The sequence below is a fragment of the Cytophagaceae bacterium ABcell3 genome, from assembly GCA_030913385.1.
Lineage (GTDB): Bacteria > Bacteroidota > Bacteroidia > Cytophagales > Cytophagaceae > ABcell3.
The window spans coordinates 1,446,102-1,469,763 of sequence record CP133159.1 but is presented as its reverse complement, the minus strand read 5'-3'; the positions used below and the strand labels follow the sequence as shown (position 1 = coordinate 1,469,763).

Annotated in this window: 22 protein-coding genes; 13 read left to right on the top strand and 9 right to left on the bottom strand. The window is 38.4% G+C overall.

Going from position 1 to position 23,662, the window contains the following annotated elements; all coding sequences use genetic code 11:
• Positions 1–118: 118 nt before the first annotated feature.
• Both RCC89_06135 and pyrR read right to left on the bottom strand, forming a co-directional pair.
• Positions 119–1,048: an aspartate carbamoyltransferase catalytic subunit gene (locus RCC89_06135; protein WMJ72743.1), complete on the bottom strand. Its 930-nt coding sequence runs from the start codon at positions 1,046–1,048 to the stop codon at positions 119–121.
• A gap of 3 nt (positions 1,049–1,051) precedes the next feature.
• A complete protein-coding gene (pyrR, locus tag RCC89_06130; protein ID WMJ72742.1) occupies positions 1,052–1,600 on the bottom strand; it encodes a bifunctional pyr operon transcriptional regulator/uracil phosphoribosyltransferase PyrR in 549 nt (182 codons plus the stop codon).
• A 601-nt stretch (positions 1,601–2,201) separates the two neighbouring features.
• Between pyrR and RCC89_06125 the strand changes: the two genes are divergently transcribed.
• Entirely contained in the window at positions 2,202–2,588 is a 387-nt protein-coding gene (locus RCC89_06125) for a hypothetical protein (protein ID WMJ72741.1), read from the top strand.
• Between the two features lie 381 nt (positions 2,589–2,969).
• Here the strand turns inward: RCC89_06125 and RCC89_06120 are convergent, their stop codons facing one another.
• Complete coding sequence (locus RCC89_06120) at positions 2,970–4,052, bottom strand: LptF/LptG family permease (GenBank protein ID WMJ72740.1); 1,083 nt, start codon at positions 4,050–4,052, stop codon at positions 2,970–2,972.
• Between the two features lie 5 nt (positions 4,053–4,057).
• Positions 4,058–5,188, bottom strand: a complete 1,131-nt coding sequence (gene tgt / locus RCC89_06115; protein WMJ72739.1) for a tRNA guanosine(34) transglycosylase Tgt — start codon at positions 5,186–5,188, stop codon at positions 4,058–4,060.
• A gap of 71 nt (positions 5,189–5,259) precedes the next feature.
• Between tgt and RCC89_06110 the strand changes: the two genes are divergently transcribed.
• The 5 genes from RCC89_06110 to rsmG all read left to right on the top strand — a co-directional run bounded on the left by RCC89_06110 (position 5,260) and on the right by rsmG (position 9,601).
• Complete coding sequence (locus RCC89_06110) at positions 5,260–6,360, top strand: glycosyltransferase (GenBank protein ID WMJ72738.1); 1,101 nt, start codon at positions 5,260–5,262, stop codon at positions 6,358–6,360.
• Positions 6,361–6,492: 132 nt separating this feature from the next.
• A complete protein-coding gene (locus RCC89_06105) occupies positions 6,493–6,879 on the top strand; it encodes a hypothetical protein (protein ID WMJ72737.1) in 387 nt (128 codons plus the stop codon).
• Between the two features lie 31 nt (positions 6,880–6,910).
• Positions 6,911–7,831, top strand: coding sequence for a transposase (locus RCC89_06100; GenBank protein WMJ72736.1), 921 nt, complete (start codon positions 6,911–6,913; stop codon positions 7,829–7,831).
• 541 nt (positions 7,832–8,372) lie between these two features.
• Positions 8,373–8,981, top strand: coding sequence for a sigma-70 family RNA polymerase sigma factor (locus RCC89_06095; protein ID WMJ72735.1), 609 nt, complete (start codon positions 8,373–8,375; stop codon positions 8,979–8,981).
• The gene (gene rsmG, locus RCC89_06090) at positions 8,981–9,601 is read left to right on the top strand and encodes a 16S rRNA (guanine(527)-N(7))-methyltransferase RsmG (GenBank protein ID WMJ72734.1); all 621 of its coding nucleotides are present in this window, start codon (positions 8,981–8,983) and stop codon (positions 9,599–9,601) included. The genes RCC89_06095 and rsmG overlap by 1 nt, the downstream gene beginning before the upstream one ends.
• Before the next feature lie 179 nt (positions 9,602–9,780).
• Here the strand turns inward: rsmG and RCC89_06085 are convergent, their stop codons facing one another.
• Together RCC89_06085 and RCC89_06080 are read right to left on the bottom strand one after the other, a co-directional pair.
• Positions 9,781–10,386, bottom strand: a complete 606-nt coding sequence (locus RCC89_06085) for a hypothetical protein (protein WMJ72733.1) — start codon at positions 10,384–10,386, stop codon at positions 9,781–9,783.
• A 523-nt stretch (positions 10,387–10,909) separates the two neighbouring features.
• A complete protein-coding gene (locus tag RCC89_06080; GenBank protein ID WMJ72732.1) occupies positions 10,910–11,800 on the bottom strand; it encodes a diacylglycerol kinase family lipid kinase in 891 nt (296 codons plus the stop codon).
• A 315-nt stretch (positions 11,801–12,115) separates the two neighbouring features.
• Here RCC89_06080 and dnaE point away from each other — a divergent pair, with 315 nt between their 5' ends.
• Positions 12,116–15,619: a DNA polymerase III subunit alpha gene (gene dnaE / locus RCC89_06075; protein ID WMJ72731.1), complete on the top strand. Its 3,504-nt coding sequence runs from the start codon at positions 12,116–12,118 to the stop codon at positions 15,617–15,619.
• A gap of 52 nt (positions 15,620–15,671) precedes the next feature.
• On the top strand, positions 15,672–15,992 hold the full coding sequence (gene trxA / locus RCC89_06070; GenBank protein WMJ72730.1) for a thioredoxin: 321 nt from the start codon (positions 15,672–15,674) through the stop codon (positions 15,990–15,992).
• 472 nt (positions 15,993–16,464) lie between these two features.
• Here the strand turns inward: trxA and RCC89_06065 are convergent, their stop codons facing one another.
• The gene (locus tag RCC89_06065; GenBank protein ID WMJ72729.1) at positions 16,465–17,079 is read right to left on the bottom strand and encodes a redoxin domain-containing protein; all 615 of its coding nucleotides are present in this window, start codon (positions 17,077–17,079) and stop codon (positions 16,465–16,467) included.
• A gap of 644 nt (positions 17,080–17,723) precedes the next feature.
• On the opposite strand from RCC89_06065, the gene meaB reads away from it, so the two are divergent.
• The 3 genes from meaB to RCC89_06050 are packed head-to-tail and all read left to right on the top strand — an operon-like array spanning position 17,724 to position 20,062.
• Positions 17,724–18,734, top strand: a complete 1,011-nt coding sequence (gene meaB, locus RCC89_06060) for a methylmalonyl Co-A mutase-associated GTPase MeaB (GenBank protein ID WMJ72728.1) — start codon at positions 17,724–17,726, stop codon at positions 18,732–18,734.
• A gap of 45 nt (positions 18,735–18,779) precedes the next feature.
• Positions 18,780–19,499: a phenylalanine 4-monooxygenase gene (locus RCC89_06055; GenBank protein WMJ72727.1), complete on the top strand. Its 720-nt coding sequence runs from the start codon at positions 18,780–18,782 to the stop codon at positions 19,497–19,499.
• A 2-nt stretch (positions 19,500–19,501) separates the two neighbouring features.
• A complete protein-coding gene (locus RCC89_06050) occupies positions 19,502–20,062 on the top strand; it encodes an acyl-CoA thioesterase (GenBank protein WMJ72726.1) in 561 nt (186 codons plus the stop codon).
• 12 nt (positions 20,063–20,074) lie between these two features.
• Here RCC89_06050 and RCC89_06045 read toward each other — a convergent pair whose 3' ends face one another.
• Entirely contained in the window at positions 20,075–22,114 is a 2,040-nt protein-coding gene (locus tag RCC89_06045) for a Na+/H+ antiporter NhaC family protein (GenBank protein WMJ72725.1), read from the bottom strand.
• Between the two features lie 112 nt (positions 22,115–22,226).
• Between RCC89_06045 and RCC89_06040 the strand changes: the two genes are divergently transcribed.
• Positions 22,227–22,895 carry a class I SAM-dependent methyltransferase gene (locus RCC89_06040; protein ID WMJ72724.1) on the top strand — a complete coding sequence of 223 codons (669 nt, stop codon included), beginning with the start codon at positions 22,227–22,229 and terminating at the stop codon, positions 22,893–22,895.
• On the opposite strand, the gene RCC89_06035 is transcribed toward RCC89_06040, so the two are convergent.
• Positions 22,892–23,134: a hypothetical protein gene (locus RCC89_06035; protein WMJ72723.1), complete on the bottom strand. Its 243-nt coding sequence runs from the start codon at positions 23,132–23,134 to the stop codon at positions 22,892–22,894. The two genes, RCC89_06040 and RCC89_06035, sit on opposite strands and share 4 nt — an antisense overlap.
• A gap of 127 nt (positions 23,135–23,261) precedes the next feature.
• Between RCC89_06035 and RCC89_06030 the strand changes: the two genes are divergently transcribed.
• A complete protein-coding gene (locus tag RCC89_06030) occupies positions 23,262–23,657 on the top strand; it encodes a response regulator (GenBank protein ID WMJ72722.1) in 396 nt (131 codons plus the stop codon).
• Positions 23,658–23,662 lie beyond the last annotated feature (5 nt).

Genomic DNA, 23,662 nt, shown 5'->3' with positions numbered 1-23,662 from the left:
AGCTTTATCAATAAAGACACCTTCTGATTCTAATTATATATATATATATTATTAAACTAACAATGCTTTAACTGAGTAAGTTTTAACCTCGCCTCCGTTTAAAAGCATTTTATAGCATTTAATTAATAGCACCTGCTAATAAGTACAGAACAGCCATCCTGACAGCTACTCCATTCTCTACCTGGTCAAGTATAATAGAATGATGAGAGTCTGCCACGTCACTGGACAACTCTACCCCTCTATTAATTGGCCCAGGGTGCATGATCACAATTTCTTTGTCCAAGCTATCTAACAATTCTTTGTTTATGCCATAATACATAGCATATTCCCTAAGAGAAGGGAAATACTTAATCGTTTGCCGCTCCAATTGGATACGCAACACATTGGCCACATCGCACCACTCCAAGGCTTTTCTCACATCCAGTTCCACTTTTACCCCCAAAGAATTAATATAGGTCGGAAGTAGTGTATTAGGGCCACATACCATCACTTCAGCACCCAGTTTCTGCAAAGCAAAAATATTGGACAGCGCCACACGAGAGTGCAAAATATCTCCGAAGATACATACCTTTTTACCGGCCACATCCCCTGTTCTTTCCCTTATAGAATAAGTATCGAGTAAAGCTTGAGTAGGATGCTCATGAGTACCATCGCCTGCGTTGACTATTTTGGCATCTACATGCTTGGCCAAAAAATGGGGTGCGCCTACACTGGCATGTCTCATTACGATCATATCCACCTTCATAGCCAATATGTTCTTTACCGTGTCAACCAATGTCTCGCCCTTTTTTACAGAGCTAGAAGAAGATGAAAAATTGATAACATCTGCAGAGAGTCTTTTTTGGGCCAGCTCAAACGACAGTCTTGTACGGGTAGAATTCTCAAAAAAAACATTCGCAATTGTAATGTCTCTCAGTGAGGGTACCTTCTTTATTTGCCGGTTTATAACCTCTTTAAAGTTGTCAGCAGTTTCAAAAATAAGTTGGATATCTTCCTTTTTCAGGTCTTCTATCCCTAACAAATGCTTTACACTAAGTTGTTGCTGCATTACCTATGCCTGGTTCTTGTTTATTAGCCAAATATTATCTTGTTTCTTTCCACCTTCAGTAAGCTCCACCAGCACTTTTTCTGATTCAAGGCAATTGACCTTCTTTCCAATGTAGTTTGCTTGAATGGGTAGGTCTCTACTGTACCTTCTATCTACCAAAGCCAACAACTCTACTTTTTGAGGTCGTCCAAATGCTATCATGGCATCCATTGCGGCACGTACGGTTCTTCCGGTGTATAAGACATCGTCTACCAAAACTACTTTCTTGCCTTCCAACAAAAAAGGAACCTGCGTTGCATTAGCCTTTAAGGGAGAATCCTTTCTACGGAAGTCATCTCGGTAAAATGTCACATCTAAAAAGCCAAGGTTGATTTCTTTACCTAAAATCTCCGAAAGCTTCGTAGTAATCCTTTTGGCCAAAAAAACTCCTCTGGGTTGAATACCAAGTATTACAGAATTCTCAAAGTCGTCGTGGTTTTCTATAAGCTGATGACTTAACCGCTCAATGGTTATGTTTAAAAGACGGCTGTCAATTATTATCCTTTTTCGCATTCACTTTGAAGGTTTAGCACAAATATAAAAAATAATATAATAGCTCATGAGATCTTCTTGCTTTCTATATACATCTCACTCCAATATTTTACCCGAAATTAAAAAGACACCTTTAACTTTACAGTAAACAAACATTGAAAATTAAGCAGTTCACGTTCATATGCACCTTTCCTTTGGCACTGTCGCCCCTAATTTATTTCCCAAACAGTGTTTGACGTTAATCCTGGTGCTCCTAATGACGAAATCTATTGCATAACTCGAGTCAAAAAATAGTTACACGAACCGCAACCTTTCCCTATAAAATACCGTAGGCTTTTCCAGACACCTTGGCTGAAACAAAAGGACATCGCCAAAAACTGCTGTTAATAAGCTATTTACAAAAGCTTACGTTCTGACAGATATTTATCGACACTGAAAAAGCTTCTGACTATTTAGTTCAGTCTCTAAGCCACTTAAAACAAAAGTGCTTCTGGATTTAACATTTTTTTTGAACAAATTTCAGGAATAAAGTTATACTATTTGTTCAATATTAGCCATTATTTATTGGTAAAATATAAAGACAATTTTGTATTATTGTAATTTAGAAAAACCGAAACAGTCTATGAAATTTAAACATAAGCTACTTCTAACCCTAGTTGTAACATTGTACAGCCTATCACCAGTTTTTGCCGGTCCAGGACTGCAAGTCAGAGTTTTCCAGGACGATCTAAGGGAAAGCAGAAAAGCTTATGTAAGTGTATTTAAAAAGAACAAAGATGTTTCTGACAGATTTGAAGTTAAAGAGTTTGAAGTGATACTCCTAAACACCCAAGGTCGTGTGAAATGGACAAAAAAGATAGAAGACTCTGTAGAGATAGATTTATCAGAAGAGGATTTCAGGATTTCACAAGGAGAGCTTATCATTATAAAAAACGCCCATATTATAGATAAGAAAAAGGGAGACTGGGAAATTGTTGAAGATATTTCAGACAGATACCTTATAAGGTAAATAAAAGGGATTTCTCTCACTGCCTTAAACAAGTAGGGGCTGCTGAAAAAGCCACGCCTATGCGTAGCCACAAAGCATGTCTTGTGGCTACGCCAATCCAAAATAAACTATTAAACTCAGCTATTCTCAATAGACTTTGCTAGTAAAACTAGTAAAAAAAGAAAAATCAAAGAACCTTTCACCTATACCTCGTAAAGTTTTATTTAATCCTAACCAAATAACATTTCGGACGTTATTCAGCATGCCCTAAGCAGAAGTTTTATATTAGCTTTACTTCCATCACTTGAATGGCGTTTACCAAGTATAAAAAATGAGAAAGCCTCACACGAAACTTATTTATCATGCGAGGCGAAATGTTATACAGTTGTATTTAAAAGAGATTTATTTAGGAACACTCTTATAAAGCATCAAGCCAATAATAGAGAATACTGTATTTGGCACCCAAGCAGCAACCAATGGCCCCATAGATCCCACATGAGCTAAATTTCGACTTAAAATAACAAAAATGATATAAATAAAGGCTAAGAAAAACCCAAATGCGATCTTAAAGCCAGTTCCCTCCCTTGACTTTCTGGCAGAAACCACCACGCCTATAACGGTAAGAATAAGAATAGCAAAGGGGTAAGTATACCTTTCATACTTTTCCGTTAGAAAAACTTCTATATTTTCAGCGCCCCTTTCCTGAAGCAGCAAAATATGGTCTTCCAACTCGTTAAGCGTCAATGTTTCGTGACGTGAATAATTATCCCCAAAATCCTGAGGATGTAAATTGATGAGTGTATCTGCACGGTCACCAAAGCGCAGGGACTCCTTACCATCTTTAAACTCCCTAATGGAGTATTTTTCCAACCGCCATGTTTCCGTATCCTCCTGCCAGACAATCTTATTGGCTTTTAATTTAGAGTGCATATCAATTCCGTCAATATACTCCAACGTAAACTGATACCCGACATCCATCATGTTATTATAGCTTTCCAGATACACATAAGTTTCTGGAGCAATTTTCATATGGACATTTCTACCATCAAAATGATACTTATTCCTAAGATATTGATTTTCAAAACCAATCCGTTTTTTATTGGCATCAGGGATTACCCAGCCTATGAGACCAAAAGTAAGGATACCAATTAAAATAGAAGCGGCAACATATGGCATCAGCAAACGGCGAAAACTGACACCACTACTGAGCATAGCTATAATTTCAGTATGGGCAGCAAACCGTGCTGTAACAAACACAGCCGCAATAAATATTGTAATGGGGCTGAGCATGTTTGCCAGGTAAGGGATAAAGTTTAAATAGTATACCAAAAAGATTTCCCGCGTAGTAACATCGCTGCTGAGAAAATCCCCATTTCTTTCTGTATAATCAATCACACATATTACCAGCACCAAAAGGACTACAGTAAAGACAAAGGTCTGCAGGAAATTTCTGAAGATATACCAATCCAGAAGTTTTATTCGCATAAAATTTATAGTCTTTGCATGACTTGTTTAACCATTTTATTCTTCCATGCAAGAAACGTACCTTTCTCAATCTCTCTTCTTGCTTCATCCATAAGCCATAAATAAAAAGAAAGGTTCTGCACACTTGCTATTTGACACGCAAGGATTTCTCCCGAAACCATTAAATGCCGTAAATAAGCTTTAGAATACGTTTCATTCACAAAGCCTCCTAACACTGGGTCCAATGGGGAGAAATCGTCCTCCCACTTTTTATTACGTATATTAAGAATGCCCTGAGTGGTAAAAATCATACCATTGCGGGCATTTCGAGTTGGCATCACACAATCGAACATATCTACACCTAAAGCAATGTTTTCCAACAAATTTGCAGGTGTACCTACGCCCATTAAATACCGTGGTTTATCCCTAGGGAGAATACTGCAAACCTCCTCTGTCATTTCATACATCATTTCTGCAGGCTCTCCCACCGACAATCCTCCTATGGCATTGCCTTCCCGTCCGGCTTCGGCGATAGCCTCTGCCGACTGGCGCCGTAAATCTTTGTAAGTACTCCCCTGAACTATAGGAAACAAAACCTGTTTATAACCATACTTATCTTCAGTACTATCAAAACGATCGCAGCACCGTTTAAGCCAGCGGTGGGTCATTTCCATAGAGTCCTTGGCATATTTATAGTCACATGGGTAAGGAGTACATTCATCAAAAGCCATTATGATATCGGCACCAATGGTGCGCTGAATGTCCATTACATTTTCAGGAGAAAAAAAGTGAAGTGATCCGTCTATATGCGACTTAAAAGTAGCTCCTTCTTCTTTAATTTTCCTGATATCAGACATAGAATATACCTGATACCCGCCACTATCGGTCAATATAGGCTTATGCCAGCCGTTAAACTTATGAAGCCCTCCGGCCTTTTCCATAATTTCTAGACCTGGCCGCAAGTATAGGTGATAGGTATTGCCAAGGATTATTTGCGCTTTTATATCTTCATTAAGCTCACGCTGGTGCACAGCTTTTACAGAACCTGCAGTGCCTACAGGCATAAATACAGGAGTTTTTATTTCTCCATGCCCGGTAAATACAGTACCAGTCCTAGCAGAGCTTTCATTGTCTTGATGATCTAATTTAAAAAACATGGCTTAACCTATATATTTTTTATAAAGTTATTTGATTAATATTGTATGACCATAAAAAATGCGAAAATACATTGACTCTGGCAATTTTTTACTTATTTCTTCTGTGTATCTGTATACAAGTTTACTTTTACCTTTACTACTTTCCAATTCTGCTCTTCCATAAAGACAAATCTACCAGGGCTGATACAGAAAGCAAGGTTTCCATAATCGTATGTGCACATAATGAATACAAAAACTTAAAAACATTAATTCCAAGGCTACTTTCTCAGGAATACTTAGAATATGAAATAATAATAGTCAACGACCGATCCAACGATAAAACTTCCACACTCGAAACACTCTTTAAAAACGACAAACTGAAGTTTGTACATATTAACAAAACACCTAAAGGCTTTACTTCTAAAAAATATGCATTGACAAAAGGCATAGAATCAGCAAAAAATGAAATTATACTTCTTACTGACGCAGATTGTGTACCTGCCAGCAACCTTTGGTTAAAAGAAATGAGTGAGAAAAACACTCCTCAATCGCCAATTGTACTGGGATACTCTCCTTATCAAAGAAAAGCAGGCCTTTTGAACGCTTTAATAAGGTATGAAACTATTTACACCGGCATCCAATATTTATCCGCTGCTCTTCGAGGCGCACCATACATGGGTGTAGGCCGAAACCTATGCTACAGAAAAAACCTGTTTAATGAGAACAATGGACTTGAAAGCCATAAAAACATCACAGGAGGAGATGATGATTTATTTATAAAAGATGTAGCAGACAAGCACGAAGTATCGATAAAAATCACCCAAAAAAGCCAAACGATCTCAACCCCAAAACATACGTGGAAGGGTTGGTTTATTCAAAAAAAGAGACACCTGAATGCAGGAAAGCATTATAAAACACAACATAAAGTAATGATAGGAGCATTAAACCTTTCACATATATTATTTTATACTACTTTTTTTTTATTGCTGCCTGCTTATGAAGAAAAGCTATTACTCTTTGCTCTTTTCTTAGGGCGGGCTATTTTAACCACCATCACCTTTTCATTGATCTCATACAAACTCAAGGATAAGCTACAGTGGTATTTACTCCCCATATTGGACCTAATATATATAGTAAACTATATCATTTTTGGAGCAACCGCTTTATTTTCAACAACAAAAAAATGGAATTAAGCCTAGAGCATCAACAGGAAACTATATTATATTAAACCCAGCAGTATTAAACGCTATACTTTATAGGAAGATATTTTGGCTCACACGTAAAAGTTGGGGAGTCTTGGTTTGATTTGTTAATTTTAAGGCAAGATGAAAGAAAGCATTATTGCCCCTTTTTTGCCGGAAGGCATACTAGATTTTTTTGAAATAGAAGCTGTAATAGAGCTATGTGACCTGAACAGCAAAAGAGCTTTTTATAAAATCAACCTCATTGAGCAGAACCGGCTATTAGGAAAGCATAATCCTGAAGAGTACGAGTCTAAAGGTTTTTATGAACCTAAAATTGTTCAAGATTTCCCTATCAGGGGAAAAGCCGTTTATCTTGAATTTAAGCGACGAAGGTGGAGGCATAAAACATGCAAGAACAAAATAGTTTACAATGACTATTCATTTGTAGCTGAAGGCTCTAAAATCACTCAAGAGCTTTCAGATTTTTTAAAAGGTACAGGTCGAGACCCGCGAAGATACCATTGGTAACATTGGCAGCTATTATGAGGTCAAAGGGGATTTGTTGAGGAGGCACTATAAGAAGAAAAGCAGTGGGTTTAAGCAGTGGGAACAAAAAGAGCATGCAGAGGACTATTTGGTCTTTCCGGACAATATCGGAGAGCATCTTAGTATAGACGAAGTTGCACTGTCAAAAGGAGAGTTGTACACTTTTATTACCAATAAAAACGGGAGAGGCAAAAAAGGCTCTTTGGTAGCTTCTGTAAAAGGCACATTGTCGGCAAATATCATACAAGTCCTAGAGAAAATCCCTCTGGAACAAAGGAATAAAGTAAAGGAAGTAACCCTTGACATGGCAAAAAACATGGAGTCATCCGCAAGAACATGTTTCCCCATGGCAAATTTGGTTACAGACCGCTTTCATGTAGTAAGGCTGGCCCTGGAGGCTCTACAACATATAAGGGTCAATCAAAGATGGGTTGAACTAGATATGGAAAACAAGGCTATCGAAGCTGCCAAAAAGAATGGCGTTAGGTATAAAGCACCCTTATTGCCCAATGGGGACACCCCAAAGCAACTTTTGGCCCGCTGCAGGTATGTCTTTGCCAAAAAGAAAGCTGATTGGACTCAAAGCCAAGAGCAGAGAGCCAACATAGCTTTTGAAAATTATCCAGACCTCAAAAAAGCTTATGACCATGTTCTTGGGTTTAGGCTAATATATGAAAGCAACACAAAAATATCCGCTGAAAAAAAGTTTGCTGAATGGATCAATAAAACTCATGAGATGGAAACCAAGGAATTTTTAACGGTAGCAAATACAGTAAGCAACCATATGAGCAATATTCTAAACTTCTTTGACAATAGATCTACCAATGCAAATGCGGAATCTTTTAATTCAAAAATAAAGCTCTTCAGGGCAAATTTAAGAGGCGTTGTAGATACAAGGTTCTTCTTGTTCAGGCTCTCTAAGCTTTTTGCTTAAATCCCCAGAAAAATACGGTGACCCGATATTTTGACAGTCTCAACAAATTGGCAGAAATAAACGCAGTAAATGTCCGTTTAAAAAGAGACGGCATGGAATTGGGGAAGGACAAAATGCCGAGATCGCCAAGTAGTTCTTAAACCTGAAAGATGCAATAGAGCTTGAGCTTGCTATTAGGAAGCCAAGCAACGTAAAGTCAGTCGCTTGGGTCACATTTGTATCTTAACCATAGCGCTGCTATGCCTTGCGACCTAAAAGTGCTGATTTATTGTCATTTCGCTCCTCATAACGAAATCTATCGTATGATTCAGGTTAGAATAGTAAATGCCTGGACAAATAAAATATTACTTTTTTCCTACGTCAATACCTTAATTATTATAAATTTATTAGTTTTGAGAACTGTGTTAATTATTATTATTTTTGCTTTTAATGGGGAAAGCTGAAATAAACTTAAAAAATACAGGTTACTATTCTTGTATCGACTGTATGCAGGATAATTATTAGTAGTTTACACAGCAGCTTTATTTGCAATAACAAACAAATGGAATTAGGAAATAGAGAGTTTTCAGACAAAGCCAAAAAAGACTTTCAACTGATAGAACTCGCAAAAAACGGCGACGAAAAGGCTTATGCAGAACTGATGAAACGGTACAAAAAGCCGGTTTATCACATGATTTTGAAAATGGTTAGGAATGTAGATGATGCAGAAGATCTTACCATTGAAGCATTTGCCAAGGCTTTTAAGAATCTTGAAAAATTCAACCCGGACTATACGTTTAGCACATGGCTGTTCCGCATAGCCACTAATAACTGTATCGACTTTATTAGAAAGAAAAAGCTAAACACCACAAGTATCAATTCTGCTTTTAAGGATGACAACGGCGAAAGTGTTGATGTGGACCTAAAAGACAGCAACCTAGATCCACAGGAAGAAGCCATAAAAGCCGAAAAAATTGAGATTATTCAACAAATCGTTACCCAGCTACCTCCTAAATACCATTTACTGGTCAAGCTTCGCTATTTTCAAGAGCTTTCTTATGATGAGATAGCTACTGAAATTGGGTCACCGCTAGGAACTGTAAAAGCACAGTTGCACAGAGCCCGGGAATTGCTTTATGACCTAGTAAAAAACAGCAGAGACCATATATAATGGAACTGATACTAAAGTACTTTCCGAACATTTCGGAAGAACAGAAAAAGAAGTTTGAGCAACTTGAGTATTTATACAAAGAGTGGAATGAGAAAATCAATGTTGTTTCAAGAAAAGATATAGATCAGCTTTACGAAAGGCACATACTACACTCCCTTGGCATTGCAAAAGTCATTCAATTTAAAGCTCGAACTTCTGTTTTAGATATAGGAACAGGGGGAGGTTTTCCCGGTATACCTCTAGCGATAATGTTCCCTGATGTTCATTTTTTTCTGGTAGACTCTATTGGAAAAAAAATAAAAGTGGTCAAAGCCATAGCCGAAGCACTTGAGCTGAATAATGTCAAAGCGGAGCAAATAAGGGCAGAAAAGATAGATGAGCAGTTTGACTTTATCGTAAGCAGGGCCGTTACTGACCTTAAAACCTTTAGAGGATGGACTAAGGGAAAATTACTCAAAGGAAATTTTAACACCCTAGATAACGGAATCCTTTACCTAAAAGGCGGAGATTTATCAGAAGAGATTAAAGAAGTCAATAAAAAGGTAAGAGAGTTTCCCTTATCGGAGTATTTTCAAGAACCGTTTTTTGAAACCAAAAAAGTAGTTTACCTAAAAGCATAACAAAGAACAACACTTTGCAATGCAACTCTACTTCAGAACTTAAAAGAACTAGAGGAAGTCTTACCACCTACTAAAAGTGATCCTGTTGAAAAAAAGCAAATAATAAACGAGCAAAATTAAAGTAAAAAAGCCGACAATACATTTGCCGGCTTTTTTGTTCAAATCAAGATTATAATGTCTTAGAACTTAACGGAAACACCAGCTCCCGATAACGCTCCTCCACCAATTCCAATAAAAGTATGGATTCCAAGATTATCCATAATGAAATATCTAATACCAAACTCTGCTCTGTAAGCTAAACTGCCATCAAAGTTAAAGTTTATGTCATCGGTATCAAAATCACCTTCAGGGTCTGTTGTAGAATACTCCAATCCAGAAGAACGATAACCTACCCCAAGTGAGATGTATGGGTCAACCTTGTCACTGCTTCCCATGTGAAAGTTAATAGTAGGCATTACACGCCAACGAGGAGCACTTGCAGTATAAGTGTAAGTGTTAGTTTCTCCACCGCGAGTGACATCTTCTTCATACTCCACAACTGATGTAGCATAATTAAAGTGTACACCAAATCCAATACGTTCAGTAAGCAAGTATTCAACTTTAGCTCCACCAGGCCCAAATGATCTAACAGAAACGTTACCGCTAACGTCCATCTCAGCGGCCGTTCTCATAAAACCAGTCAACAAATTAGGGTAGCCATAATAAGCATCGATAAGAATTTCTCCACCGTCATAGACTTGAGCTTTAGCGGGAGAATAAGCAAATCCTGAAATAAGGATTAACATTGCTAGTAATTTTTTCACCATTGTGTAATAAATTTTAAAGTTAGTAAATAAAAAGCTGAAAGCACTCTTATAAAAGTCCTGTTATGCCAGATCGATCAATAACATAAAAAGAACAAAAAAGAAGAATGACTTACAAACAATGAACTAATACGACGGCAATTTAGAAAGGTTAAAAAAAATTTACAATTTATTTGAAAAATAAAATTCATAGATCAAGCAATGACCCGATCACCCTGACAGACCAAACACTACTTTCACCTACACATAACGGACACCCTTCTAAAAAACGACAATTTCAAAAACAAAAAACGAAGTTCTTAACAATAAAAAAATTACAATAAAATACAATTTAACAAAGCATAGAAAATCAAACATTAGCAGGTACTACAAATAGAATCAAGTGATTGCACAAGACTTAGGGAAACCTCATAAGAAAGCGACAACAACCTAAAAAATAAAAGCATACCCTTCAGGCGAATATCAAAATTAACAAAAGATGTTACATAAAAATTTGCTCTCTGCGTCAGACATTCCCTATCAAAACTTTAAGAGAGCTGGGATGTACTGTTACATTTAACTCTTCACCCATCAAGAGCGGTTCACCGTCAAGATGCACCATACCCTCGGTTTTACGCTTGAGCACGATTTTATTGGTGCGGATGATTTTGAGGTGTTTGCATCTGTTCATTGAACGGTTAAAAAGCCTATAACCAATATTAAAAATATCTCTTTTAGGGAAAGGCGATAAAATGCAGACATCAATCAGTCCATCACAAATATCGGCCTCGGGTGAAATGTAGGCATTGTTTCCATACTGTGCGGAATTGGCAAAAGTGATTAGAAAAGCAGGCACATTATAAGTCTTGCCTTCAATTTCTATAGAATAAGCATGTGGGACATAAGAAAAAAACTCTTTCAAGGCTGTAGAGACATACCCTTGAAAGCCCCGGCTTTTGAGCCCCGAAAACAAATGGCCTATATGAGCATCAAACCCTACCCCTGAAGTACAAAAAAATGGGCGGTCATTTACCGAACAGGTGTCAATAACCCTTTCTCGGTTTGAATTGATCAAAGCTACGGCTTTTTCAGGGTTCATAGGGATGTTTAAATGCCGCGCAAGTCCATTTCCAGACCCCGAAGGCACGATACCCAAAGCAGCATCTGTTCCAATTAAAGCATGACCAATTTCATTTATAGTACCATCGCCACCTACTGCAACAATCTTCTTAACCCCCTCCTCCACTGCCTCGCATGCCAACTCCTTAGCATTGCCAGGCCCTGTAGTATATACCACCTTGGGATTATAAACCTGTTTATCAACCAAACGACTTATATATTTAGCACATGCCGAAGCTTTACCGGAACCAGAGATTGGGTTTAATATAAATACGATATCTTCTTTGGTCTTCATCATTCACAGATATACTTCATGTCACAACATAACCATTTTAACCCGAATTAAGAAATAGAGTTCATAATGAATGTAAAAGAGCAAAAAAACATCGTATTCCCCACGCAAAACCGCATTGACTTTATTTCCAGGTAAAACCAGAGCGAAGCTAATGACTTAAATTAATTTTGACATGCTATAGAAAAACATTGGCACAATAGGGCTTAATTATAAGCAGAAAGGGTATGACTTTCTTTTCAAGAATATGTTCCATGAATATTTACCAAAAAACATCCGATATCGTTATCTTTATACGCTCAAAAGAAAAAACCAATTACGATGCCTGAGTTTGCTCACTTACATGTCCACACACAATTCTCCCTTTTGGATGGTGCCGCGGCCATTCCAAAATTAATGAAGAAAGCACAGCAAGACAATATGAAAGCCATGGCTTTGACAGACCATGGAAACATGTTTGGTGCTTTTAAATTTGTGGCAGAAGCCAATAAATATAATGTAAAGCCAATTGTAGGTTGTGAGTTTTACCTCGTAGAAGACAGACATAAAAAGCAATTCAGCAAAGGCAACAAGGATGTTCGCCGCCACCAACTTTTTTTGGCCAAAGACCAAAGCGGCTATCAAAACCTGGCCAAGCTTTGCTCTCTGGGCTATATGGAAGGCTTATATAGCAAATACCCCAGAATAGACAAAGAGCTGGTAGAAAAATACCACGAAGGGCTTATTGCCACAACCTGTTGCATTGGTGCAGAGGTACCGCAGACTATTTTAAAAAAAGGTGAACAAGAGGCTGAAAAAGTATTCAAGTGGTGGCTTGATTTATTTGGGGACGATTATTATATAGAACTTCAGCGCCATGACATCAAAGAGCAGGAGATTGTTAATGAAGTGTTGCTGAAATTCGCAAAGAAGTATAATGTTAAAATTATTGCTTCTAATGACTCTCATTATGTAGAACAAGAAGACTGGAATGCGCACGACATCCTACTCTGCGTCAATACCGGAGAAATGAAAAGCACCCCCATCATGCCTGACGAAGACGCTCCTAGGCCTGAAGGGCAAAAGTTTAGGTTCGGTTTTCCCAACGACCAGTTTTACTTCAAAACCCAAAAGGAAATGTCGCAATTATTCAGCGACCTTCCGCAGGCAATAGACAACACTGGTGAAATAGTTGATAAAGTCACCTCGCCTAAGCTAAAGCGGGACATCCTCCTCCCGAACTTTCCTCTACCAAAGGAATTCCCAACAGCCGATGATTTTTTACGGCATTTAACATTTGAGGGTGCCAAAAAGAAATATAAAGAGATCACTGCCGAAGTTGAAGAAAGGCTTAACCATGAATTGAACATCATCAAAACCATGGGATTTGCCGGATACTTTCTGATCACTTCAGATTTTATTGTAGCTGGCCGTGACTTAGGAGTACTAGTAGGGCCAGGAAGGGGATCTGCGGCTGGTTCTGCTGTGGCTTATTGCATTGGAATTACCAACATAGACCCTATTAAATACAACCTGCTTTTTGAGAGGTTCCTGAATCCAGAAAGGGTAAGTATGCCCGATATTGATACAGACTTCGACGATGAGGGAAGGCAAAGGGTGATAGACTACGTAGTGGACAAGTATGGCAAAAATCAAGTTGCCCAAATAGTAACCTATGGTAGCATGGCTGCCAAAATGTCTATCAAAGACGTTTCCAGGGTACTTGAGCTACCGTTAGCAGAAGCCAATGCCTTGGCAAAGCTGGTTCCTGACAAACCCGGCACCTCACTGGCGGATGCATTTAGGGATGTCAAAGAGCTGAAAGAGATTAAAGAAGGGAATGACCTCAAAGCAGAGGTACTTAAAACGGCAGCCATTTTAGAAGGGTCTGTAAGGAACACGGGCATACATGCTGCGGGTGTCATTATTGCACCGGATGACCTTACCCAATATATTCCCGTATGCGTATCTAAAGACTCAGACCTGCTTGTCACCCAGTTTGACGGAAAGGTAATTGAAGATGCGGGCATGTTGAAAATGGACTTTTTGGGACTAAAAACCCTTACCATTATTAAAGACGCCATAGCCATGATCAAAGAAAATCATGGTGTGGATATTCACCCAGACGACATTCCGCTAGATGACCCAAAAACTTATGAGCTTTATCAGCGTGGGGACACGGTAGGGACATTCCAGTTTGAGTCGGATGGTATGCGTAAGTACCTCAAGGAGCTCAAACCTACGAATATTGAAGACCTTATAGCCATGAACGCCCTGTACCGACCAGGCCCGATGGACTACATACCACTGTTCATCAACAGGAAACATGGTCGAGAGGAAGTAGTATATCCTCATCCACTGCTGGAGGGAATTCTCAGCAACTCCTACGGTATCATGGTGTATCAGGAACAGATCATGCAAACGGCTCAGATCATAGCAGGGTACTCACTGGGAGGCGCAGACCTTTTGAGGCGTGCCATGGGTAAAAAGGACAAAGAAAAAATGGCCAAGGAGCGGATCAAGTTTGTTGATGGTGCAGGCAAAATCAACAATATCCCCCCAGACCAGGCCAACGAAATTTTCGACGTCATGGAAAAGTTTGCCGAATATGGTTTCAACAGATCCCACTCTGCAGCCTATTCTGTAGTAGCTTTCCAGACTGCCTATCTCAAAGCCAACTATCCGGCTGAATATATGGCTTCAGTATTGACCCACAATAAAAACAATATTGAAAAAGTTTCCTTCTTCATGGACGAGTGCAACCGCCAGCACATTCCTGTACTAGGACCAGATGTTAATGAAAGTAGCATGAACTTTGCAGTTAACAATGAAGGGAAAATCAGGTTTGGAATGGGAGCCATCAAAGGCACAGGGGGTGCAGCGGTAGATGCCATCATAGCAGAAAGACAGGAAAACGGTCCTTTTGAAGACATATTCGATTTCTCTTCACGAGTCCCCCTCCGCTCAGTCAACAAAAAAACCTTTGAGGCCCTTGCATATGCTGGTGCATTTGACTGCTTTACCGAGTTCCACCGTGCACAGTATCTAACTGTACCTGAAGGTGAAACTGCCAATGTAATTGAAAAAGCAGTAAGGTATGGAAACGCTGTCCAAAATGAAAAGAACAACAACCAGGCATCCTTGTTTGGCGGAGAAGGACATGTAGACATACCTAAACCTAAAATCACGCCATGTGAACCTTGGGGAGATATCGAAAAATTAAAGTTTGAGAAAGAGGTAGTTGGTTTTTACATTTCAGGACACCCCCTAGATCAATTCAAGGTAGAGCTGGAAAACTTCTGTTCCTGCTCGCTTGACAAGGTAATGGAAACCCAAAACAAAGAGCTCAATATTGCCGGCATAGTAAGTAAGGTAAATATCCGACAAACCAAAGCAGGAAAATCATTTGCTTTGTTCAGTATAGAAGACTATAACGGCAGTTTGGACATGGCTCTTTTTGGTGAAGACTATATGAAATTTTCACACTTCATACAACCTGGAGAATTTCTCTATATGAAAGGTCGTGTCCAACAGCGCTTCCACTCCTCCGACCAGTGGGAGTTTAAACCAAACAGCATCCAGTTACTACATGATGTAAGAAACAGGGTATGTAAAAGTATGCAAATAAGCATACCGTTATCTGAAATGGGCCAAGAATTGATAGCATCTATAGAAAATATGCTTACGGAAAACCCTGGTTCATGCGAATTGAAATTCCTTTTTAAAGATGAACAAGAGCAAGTTAACGTAGAGATGGTCAGCCGAAAGTACAAAGTGGAGCCAAACAATACACTATTGGATCAGTTAAATCAATTGAAAGGAATCAGCTACAAATTTAGCAGTTAAGGGAAAAAGTCGTATTTTTGACAAAAGTATTGAAATTATAATTTTTTATACCATGGGAAAAGCAATAGAAATAACCGATTCTAATTTTGAGCAAATAACCAGTACTGACAAACCTGTATTAGTAGACTTCTGGGCTGAGTGGTGTGGTCCATGTAAAATGATTGGTCCTGTAGTAGAAGAAATTGCAGTAGACTATGATGGCAAAGCAGTAGTTGGAAAAGTTGACGTAGACACAAACCCTAATGTTTCTGCTAAATTTGGCATAAGAAGCATCCCTACACTACTTGTCATAAAAAATGGCCAAGTAGTAGAAAAGCAAGTAGGTGCAGTACCTAAATCAGTGCTTGTTCAAAAACTTGACGCACATTTATAAGAACATTAATTTATTGTCTATAAAAAAACCATCTTTTCAAAGGATGGTTTTTTTATGATTTTTTTTCCGGTATCACGGACAAATATACATTACCTACCTCTCTTTCATCGCAAGTTTTGCTTATAAGGACGAGGGTTGCGACCTTCTCTGATGGCATCATAAAGTGCAGCCACAAATACAACAAATATTGAACCTATTACTACAATCATAAAACTATCTAATTAAATCACATAAAAATTCAACTCTGTTATTAAACTAACAACTTAACTCCATTGATGTTTAAGCTAAAGACAGAAATTTCTTTCTTCTCCACTTACTAAGTTTTAACGAAATTGTGATTTTCCTTTATAAAAATAGTCCATTAAAACTCAATTAAAAATACAAAAGCACAGATCTCTCATAACATACCTATTAAAAGGCAACTCTCTACTACAAATAGACAACAATGAGATTCCCAACTTAAAGCAGCATATTACAACACCTCCCTAAATACAGCACCACCTTCTAAAAAAGACCATGGAAACAGAAGACAGTCAGCAACTTCAGTTTTAATCAAGGACATATCCTTTCCACTTGCTACTGCCTCTAATGCCAATTCAAGATAACTGGTTCCCATTTCACCTATTCCGCTTCTGCTCGTAATTGCACCTTTATACCTCAAGACTTTATTTTGATCTACGATAAAAACGGTAGGCCCTACCTCTGTAGATAACATAGCAGAAAGCCTAACATGCTTATCCAAGATAACCGGAAAGCCTAAATCATGCTTTTCAACATAAGCCTTAATTTCAGAAGATCTATGAGTGCCCCCTGACACTACGCCATAAAACTGTACATCTTCTCCAAAAGACTCAACAGATTCGTTAATAGCATCTAACTCATGAGATATGGAACAATCTGGATTAAAAAAGATAAAAACACTGGTTTGCCCCTTTACATGCTCATCTAAACATACCACATTACCAGACAAATCCTGAAACCTGCCTTGCAAGGACAATATATTTCCTGTCTTTTGAGCCAATAGTTCATGCCCCACAAAAGCAATCAGAAACACTAACACAAAAACAAAATTTAATAGCTTTTTCATAACGCACCTCCTTATTAAAAAAACGCATACTATATTAACGAAAATTTGCCCATTCAGTTAATCCAGCCACTCAAAACATTGAAAGTAAAAACACTACACACACCTAAAATCCCCTCCCGTTTTGTTAACTAAATATAAAAACCCAAACACATAAGGCATATGACTTTACTCATTACCTCAAATGACCCTTATAAGCAATATGAATAGGGCGCGCTGAAAAACGCCCAAAATATTGATCTGTATATATTTGTATGAAAAATAGGAGGTATAGGTGCAAGGTTTTTTCGGTTAATTCTTATTTTTCCGTGCACAATAAATTGAGAAACTTTTAACCCAATACTTTTTTGGGCTAGCCACAAGCGCACAATCTACTTTATGGCCTTACATTCGAAGTATTCCAATACGTCTTCATGTAAGGCCATGCCTATCTTGCACACTTGTGACTTTTTCAGCAGGCCCTAAATAGAGTAAAAACCCACTGCCGCATAAATTTCCAGCAATCACCTCTTAGAAATAAATAAAACCATTCAAGAAGTCCTAGAATAGAGCGGAAAGCACATAATTATGCTTATAAAAAAGCACAGGATAAAGCATATATTTACAAAAAGAAGTAACTTTATAATGAAACCAAAAACCTAAGCAAAGTGGCAACAGGAACATTAAAAATCCGCAGGCGCCTTAGTGTAGAGGAATATTGTGAAGGCATTATAAAGGGCAATAGAAGAACGCTTAGCAAAGCCCTTACCTTGGCAGAAAGTCAAAAACAGGAAGACCGGCAGCTATTTCAGGAAGTACTGCAAAAAGTAATGCCATATACAGGAAAGTCTTTACGGATTGGTATAACAGGCCTGCCAGGTGCAGGCAAAAGCACATTAATTGAAAACGCTGGCACCATGCTTATTGGGCAAGGGCATCAAGTAGCAGTACTAGCGGTCGACCCTAGCAGTGCTGTAACAGGAGGCAGTATACTTGGGGATAAAACAAGAATGTCCCAACTTTCGTCTATGCCTCAAGCCTTCATTCGCCCATCCCCTTCAGGCCATTCTTTAGGAGGTATTGCCGCAAAAACCAGAGAGTCCATTTTGCTTTGCGAAGCGGCAGGTTTTGACATTATAATCGTCGAAACCGTGGGCATAGGACAGACAGGAGCTGAAGTATATAACATGACCGATATTTTCTTGCTTATGCTATTGACAGGCGCAGGCGATGAACTACAAGCCGTTAAAAAAGGCATCAGCGAATTAGCAGATATAATAGTCATAAACAAAGCAGACGGTAATAATGAGGAAAAGGCTCAACAAATGAAAAAAAGCTTGGAGCAAATATTTGATCAAACAAATAAGCATGGAAATAAAAACATTTTACTCCACTCTTCCCTTAAAAGCAATAGAACAGAACACTTGCTTGATGCCATAAGCAATATGCAAAAGCATAAAATGCGCTCGGGACAGTTTCTACAGAAAAGAAAAACCCAAAATCTGGACTGGATGCATGCGGAAATCAACAAGTTGTTAATACAAGACTTTTATGAATCAAATATCTACCAAAGCGCCTCAGAAAATTATGAAAAACAGGTAATTGAAGGGTCATGCCCCCCGGCGCTAGCCGCCAAAAAACTACTTGAGGTGTATAGGAAAGGGATTAATAACTTTTAAAGCTGATAATTTCTGATTATTTTTCGGAAGTAAACCAGAGAAGTAATGCAAAACAAAATAATAAAATATACTGAGAAGGAACATAAAATTTGGTCAGTACTTTACAGCCGAATGATGCTATTGTTACCTGAAACAGCAGATTCTGCTATACTAGAAGGCTTGAAAAAAATTGGCTTCCCGTCTGATCACATACCTGATTTTGATGAGATAAATGGCCTGCTGCAATCTTTTACAGACTGGAAACTTGTTCCATTGGAAGAGATGGTTTCAGACAATGAGTTTATAGGGATGCTTGCAGACAAGAAATACCCTTGCCGTACCTGGATCCGCTCTCAAGAGCAAGTAGATTCAGAGGCAGATGTGTACGACATTTTCCACGATGTCCTTGGCCATACCCCTTTACTCACTAAGCCCAACTATTGTGCATACCTTCAGGGTCTAGGCAAGCTTGCCCTTGAATATATTAATAATGAAAAAGCCATTCTTACATTAAAAAGAATTTACTGGCACACGATACAGTATGGCTTGAAAACTTGTGGCAACTCTTTAAAAATATATGGTGCGCACCTGATCACTTCCAGAGCTGAAACTTTGTTTTCTACAAGTGCAGGCGTTCCTAAATATAATTTTAACCTCGAAAAAATTATTGAAACTCCTTATATAAAGAATAGGTTTCAAGAACGTTATTTTGTAATTGAAAAGTACGAGGAATTAAACAACAGTCTTTCAGACATAGAAAAGTTACTGAAAGATAAATACACCTAAAGATGGATTATTTCGGATATAAACCAGTCAGCTACTCAAGAACAACTATAACAGAGCTAATGATCCCCTCCTATGCCAACTTTGGAGGCAAAATTCACGGAGGAATACTATTGTCATTAATGGACAAAGTAGCTTACGCATGTGCATCTAAGCATGCTGGAAACTACTGCGTTACGGTTTCAGTAGACAATGTAGACTTCCTACAACCGGTAGATGTGGGAGATTTGGTATCTCTAAATGCCTCCGTCCACTATGTAGGCAAAACATCATTAGTCATTGGTATACAAGTTATTGCAGAAAACGTAACCAGCTCCACCGTCAAACATACCAATACCTCCTACTTTACCATGGTGGCAAAAGGTGACGACAATAAAACAAGAGAAGTACCAGGGCTTATTCTCGAAACAAGGTCTGAACTAAAGAATTACATTGAGGCGATCAAAAGGAAAGAAGCTAAGTTTAACTATAAACAGACGCTGGAGTACTTGCATGACAACTTGGATATTGACGAAGAGTTATCTAAACTTAAAAATGAACGTTGTAAGGTAGGGCTGCCTGACTAGCCAGCACCTACTCTACTCTTCATCGTCTTCATTTGTCTGGCTGGATAGTCCCTTTTCTCGCTGCGTCAAAATCAAAAAAGCAATCAACACCATTCCCAGTAAGTAGTTTAAAGACCAGTGTATGCCCAGAATTGAAACCAGTAGTACGACCACACTAATCACAGCTACTAATAAAACATAGGGGAACTGAGTTTTTACGTGTGCACGTCTATCGCAATCTGAGGCAATAGATGCTAGAATAGCGGTGTCAGAAACAGGTGAAACAAGATTGCCAAACACAGCTCCTGTTAAAATAACAGCAATCATATGGTAAAAGATATCTCTTGTTTCGTCCATTGACAAACCAGCCTCCATACTTATTACCCATGATGCAGGTACTAGAAGTGGGTACAAAATGGCCATGGTACCTAAAACAGAGCCAGTGGAAAAGGTAAAAAGAGCAGCTATGAAAAAGGTCAACAAAGGAATAAGCTGCGGAAAATAAAACCCAGAAAACACCGATGCCAAATATTCTGACGTTTCGAGGTTTTTAAGCACATCGGCAAAAGCCCAAGCAAAAATAAGGACCATAGCCACAGGCAACATCAATTTAAAGCCCATAAACATACTTTCTATAATCCCTCCAAAATCAGCCTTTCTATTAATTAGGGCAATAACAAAAGCCACCAACAGTCCAGAAAAAGAACCCCAAAGCAAGGCCACATAAAAATCTGAGTTAGCCAAAAGCACCCCTGCTTTAGTAATAACACCAGCACCATTGGTAAGATGCTCTAGGTTTTGCCATACACCTACAAAAGAGTATTCCCCTATACGCACCCCTTCATTGATCAACATTTCATATGAGTTTCTGGCTCCCGTATACTCCAAGCCTACTAGGGCCGTAACAATGACCACTGCCACCGGCAAAAACGCTTTTACCCAACTACTGCTACCTGTCTTTTCAGGATTAACCAACATATTCATATTGTTCTCTAGGTTCTTTTTATAGTCGGTATTTTCTTGCACAACCCCTTTGCCTCTGGTCAGGTCCACAGCCTTCTTCATATAGCCAAAGTCAATACCTGTAACAATGAGCATTATGATAAAAAATAGCATAAAAAAAGGGTAAAAAGCGTATTGAATAGATTGAAGAAAAAGTGCGTAGGCATCCTCCTCAATTGATAAATAAAGTGCCGCATCATTTATATAACCTAACTGAACACCGATCCATATTGAAACAAAGCCTATGGCAGTAACAGAAGAAGCTGTAGCGTGCACTATAAATGCAAGCTTTTCCCTCGACAGTCTATACCTATCAAAAAACGCACGCATAGAATGTCCGTTGATTAAGGTATTGGCATAAATATCAAAGAAAAGCAGAATGGAAAGACAGAAGGATGCCACCTGGGCAGACCTCCCCGACCTAACAAAGCCTGAAAGCTTACCTGCAAGACCAGCAATACCCCCACTTTTAGAAATTAAGGCCACCATACCTCCTATAAAAAAGGCAAAAAGTAAAATAGACAAATGTCTTACATCCAAGATGGCCTCAACGATATAGGTATCTACCACATTTAGCAATGCTGGAACTATATTGGAAACACGAAGTCCCGTAAGCAACAAAACACCTATATAAATACTTAAAAATAAAGAAACTACCACCTCTCTCAGAAGTATGGCCAGCAATACAGCAACTAATGGCGGCAACAAACTCACCCAAGCCGGAAAATGTCGAATATGAAGATAGCGTTGCACACCCGTGTCTGCAATTTCAAAGACAAACTCTACTCCCTCCTCTACCCTCGTGGTATAATAAGCCTCTCCACTCCTAAACTCTATTATGTTTGGATTGCCATTTATGATAACCTGGTGTTTCCCCGTAACACTTGAATCCCTAATACCTTCTTGATTTAAAGCCGTAATCACTATCTCAGAAAAAGATTCTCCTAATACCAAATCTGGTCCTTCTACGTTAAAGTTGTAAATAGAAGGCTCATCAAGGGCCAAAAGCTTCCAGGCTGGGGAAACGAGCAGTATTAAAAAAAGAAAAAGCTTAAAAAACTTAAATTTCATTATTACATTAGCCTGTACCAATATGGATAACTGCGCAATTGTTCTTTTGTTAGTAAAATTCAACTTTTAAGGGTTTACTAACGTACTTCATTAAAAATAAAGAAATTCCATTATGAATGATGCAAACCTTACCTTCTATGAAAATCTAGGGATAGACCCTTTTAAGGAGTTAGCTATTAAGGGAGGTTTTAATTCATTTGTAGACCTAGAACTTGCGTATCCATATTTAAAAGAGTCAAACAGCATTCTGGAAATAGGTGCTGGGTATGGTCGATGCATAGACTTCTTCCTAGAAAAAAAATTCCAAGGTACTTTAATTGGTATAGAGCAAAGCACTCCTATGGTAGCCCACTTGGAAAAGAAATATAAAGAAGAGATAAAGAAAGACAAAGTTAAGATCTATAAAGTAGACGCTAAAAACCTAAACCTATCCCAGAAAGTAGACGCTGCTATATGGATGTGGTCTGGCATAATAGATTTCTCCCCTGAAGAACAAAAAAAAACCATTAGTCTTATAAGTGACCACCTTACAGAAAAAGGGGCTTTGTTTATAGATATTCCAAGAATAGGGTTCAGAACCTACGCAGAGCATAAGGATTTACAGAACCTTCATCTGGACACCCCTTTCGGAAGCCTAAACTGCTACATACCAGATTTAAAAGACATCCAAAAGTATAGCTCCGTAGCTGGTTTTAATAAAATCACAAGCCTAGACTATAAAACCACTACCGATAAGGAGCGCACACTATATATTTTACACAAATACAAATGTTCCCATTAATTAATGGGAACATTTGTCATTAGCAAGAAAAGATCCTCGCAAAAGAACTCTTCTATATTCAATAATTTATAGTAGTTTTTACCATCCTCTTCTTTTGCCAGCATCACCATGGTAGCAGGATAAATTACCCGTTTCTCCAAGTTCTGTTTAGCCGTGGAAAACTCCTCCAAGCCATCGTAAACATCATCTTTTACCCTAAGTGCAATAGGGGTTTCAAATTCAAAAACATCTAAATCCATACCTCAACCCTTTCTAAATAGTTGAAACACCACCAGGCAATTTGCCAGATGTACATACCCTATGTATTAGAAAAACTAATTTTACAAAAGGTATGTTTAAATAGTAAGGGATAAAAAGGAGGCAAACATGCAAAAGTTAAATTGCGTACTTTTAGTGGACGATGACCAGATCAACAATTTCATCAACGAATCCATGATCAGGAGAATGAATCTGGCTGACAAAGTAAAAATCACTTTGAATGGCGAAGAGGCTTTACTTTACCTGGCCAAACATGGATCTCAGTTCGACTCTGATTTTCCTGAGTTAATCATTTTGGATCAGCACATGCCCGAAATGGAAGGGGCTGAATTCTTGGAATTGTTCAATCAAATAAACGCCAACAATGATAAAAAGGCAAAGATTGTGGTATTAACTGCGTCTGATAATCCTGATATCAAAGAAAAACTACAGAGTTTAGGAGTAAGGGATTTTCTTATTAAGCCTTTAACCGAAGAAAAATTAAAGAAAGTTATTGACGAGTAAGTACA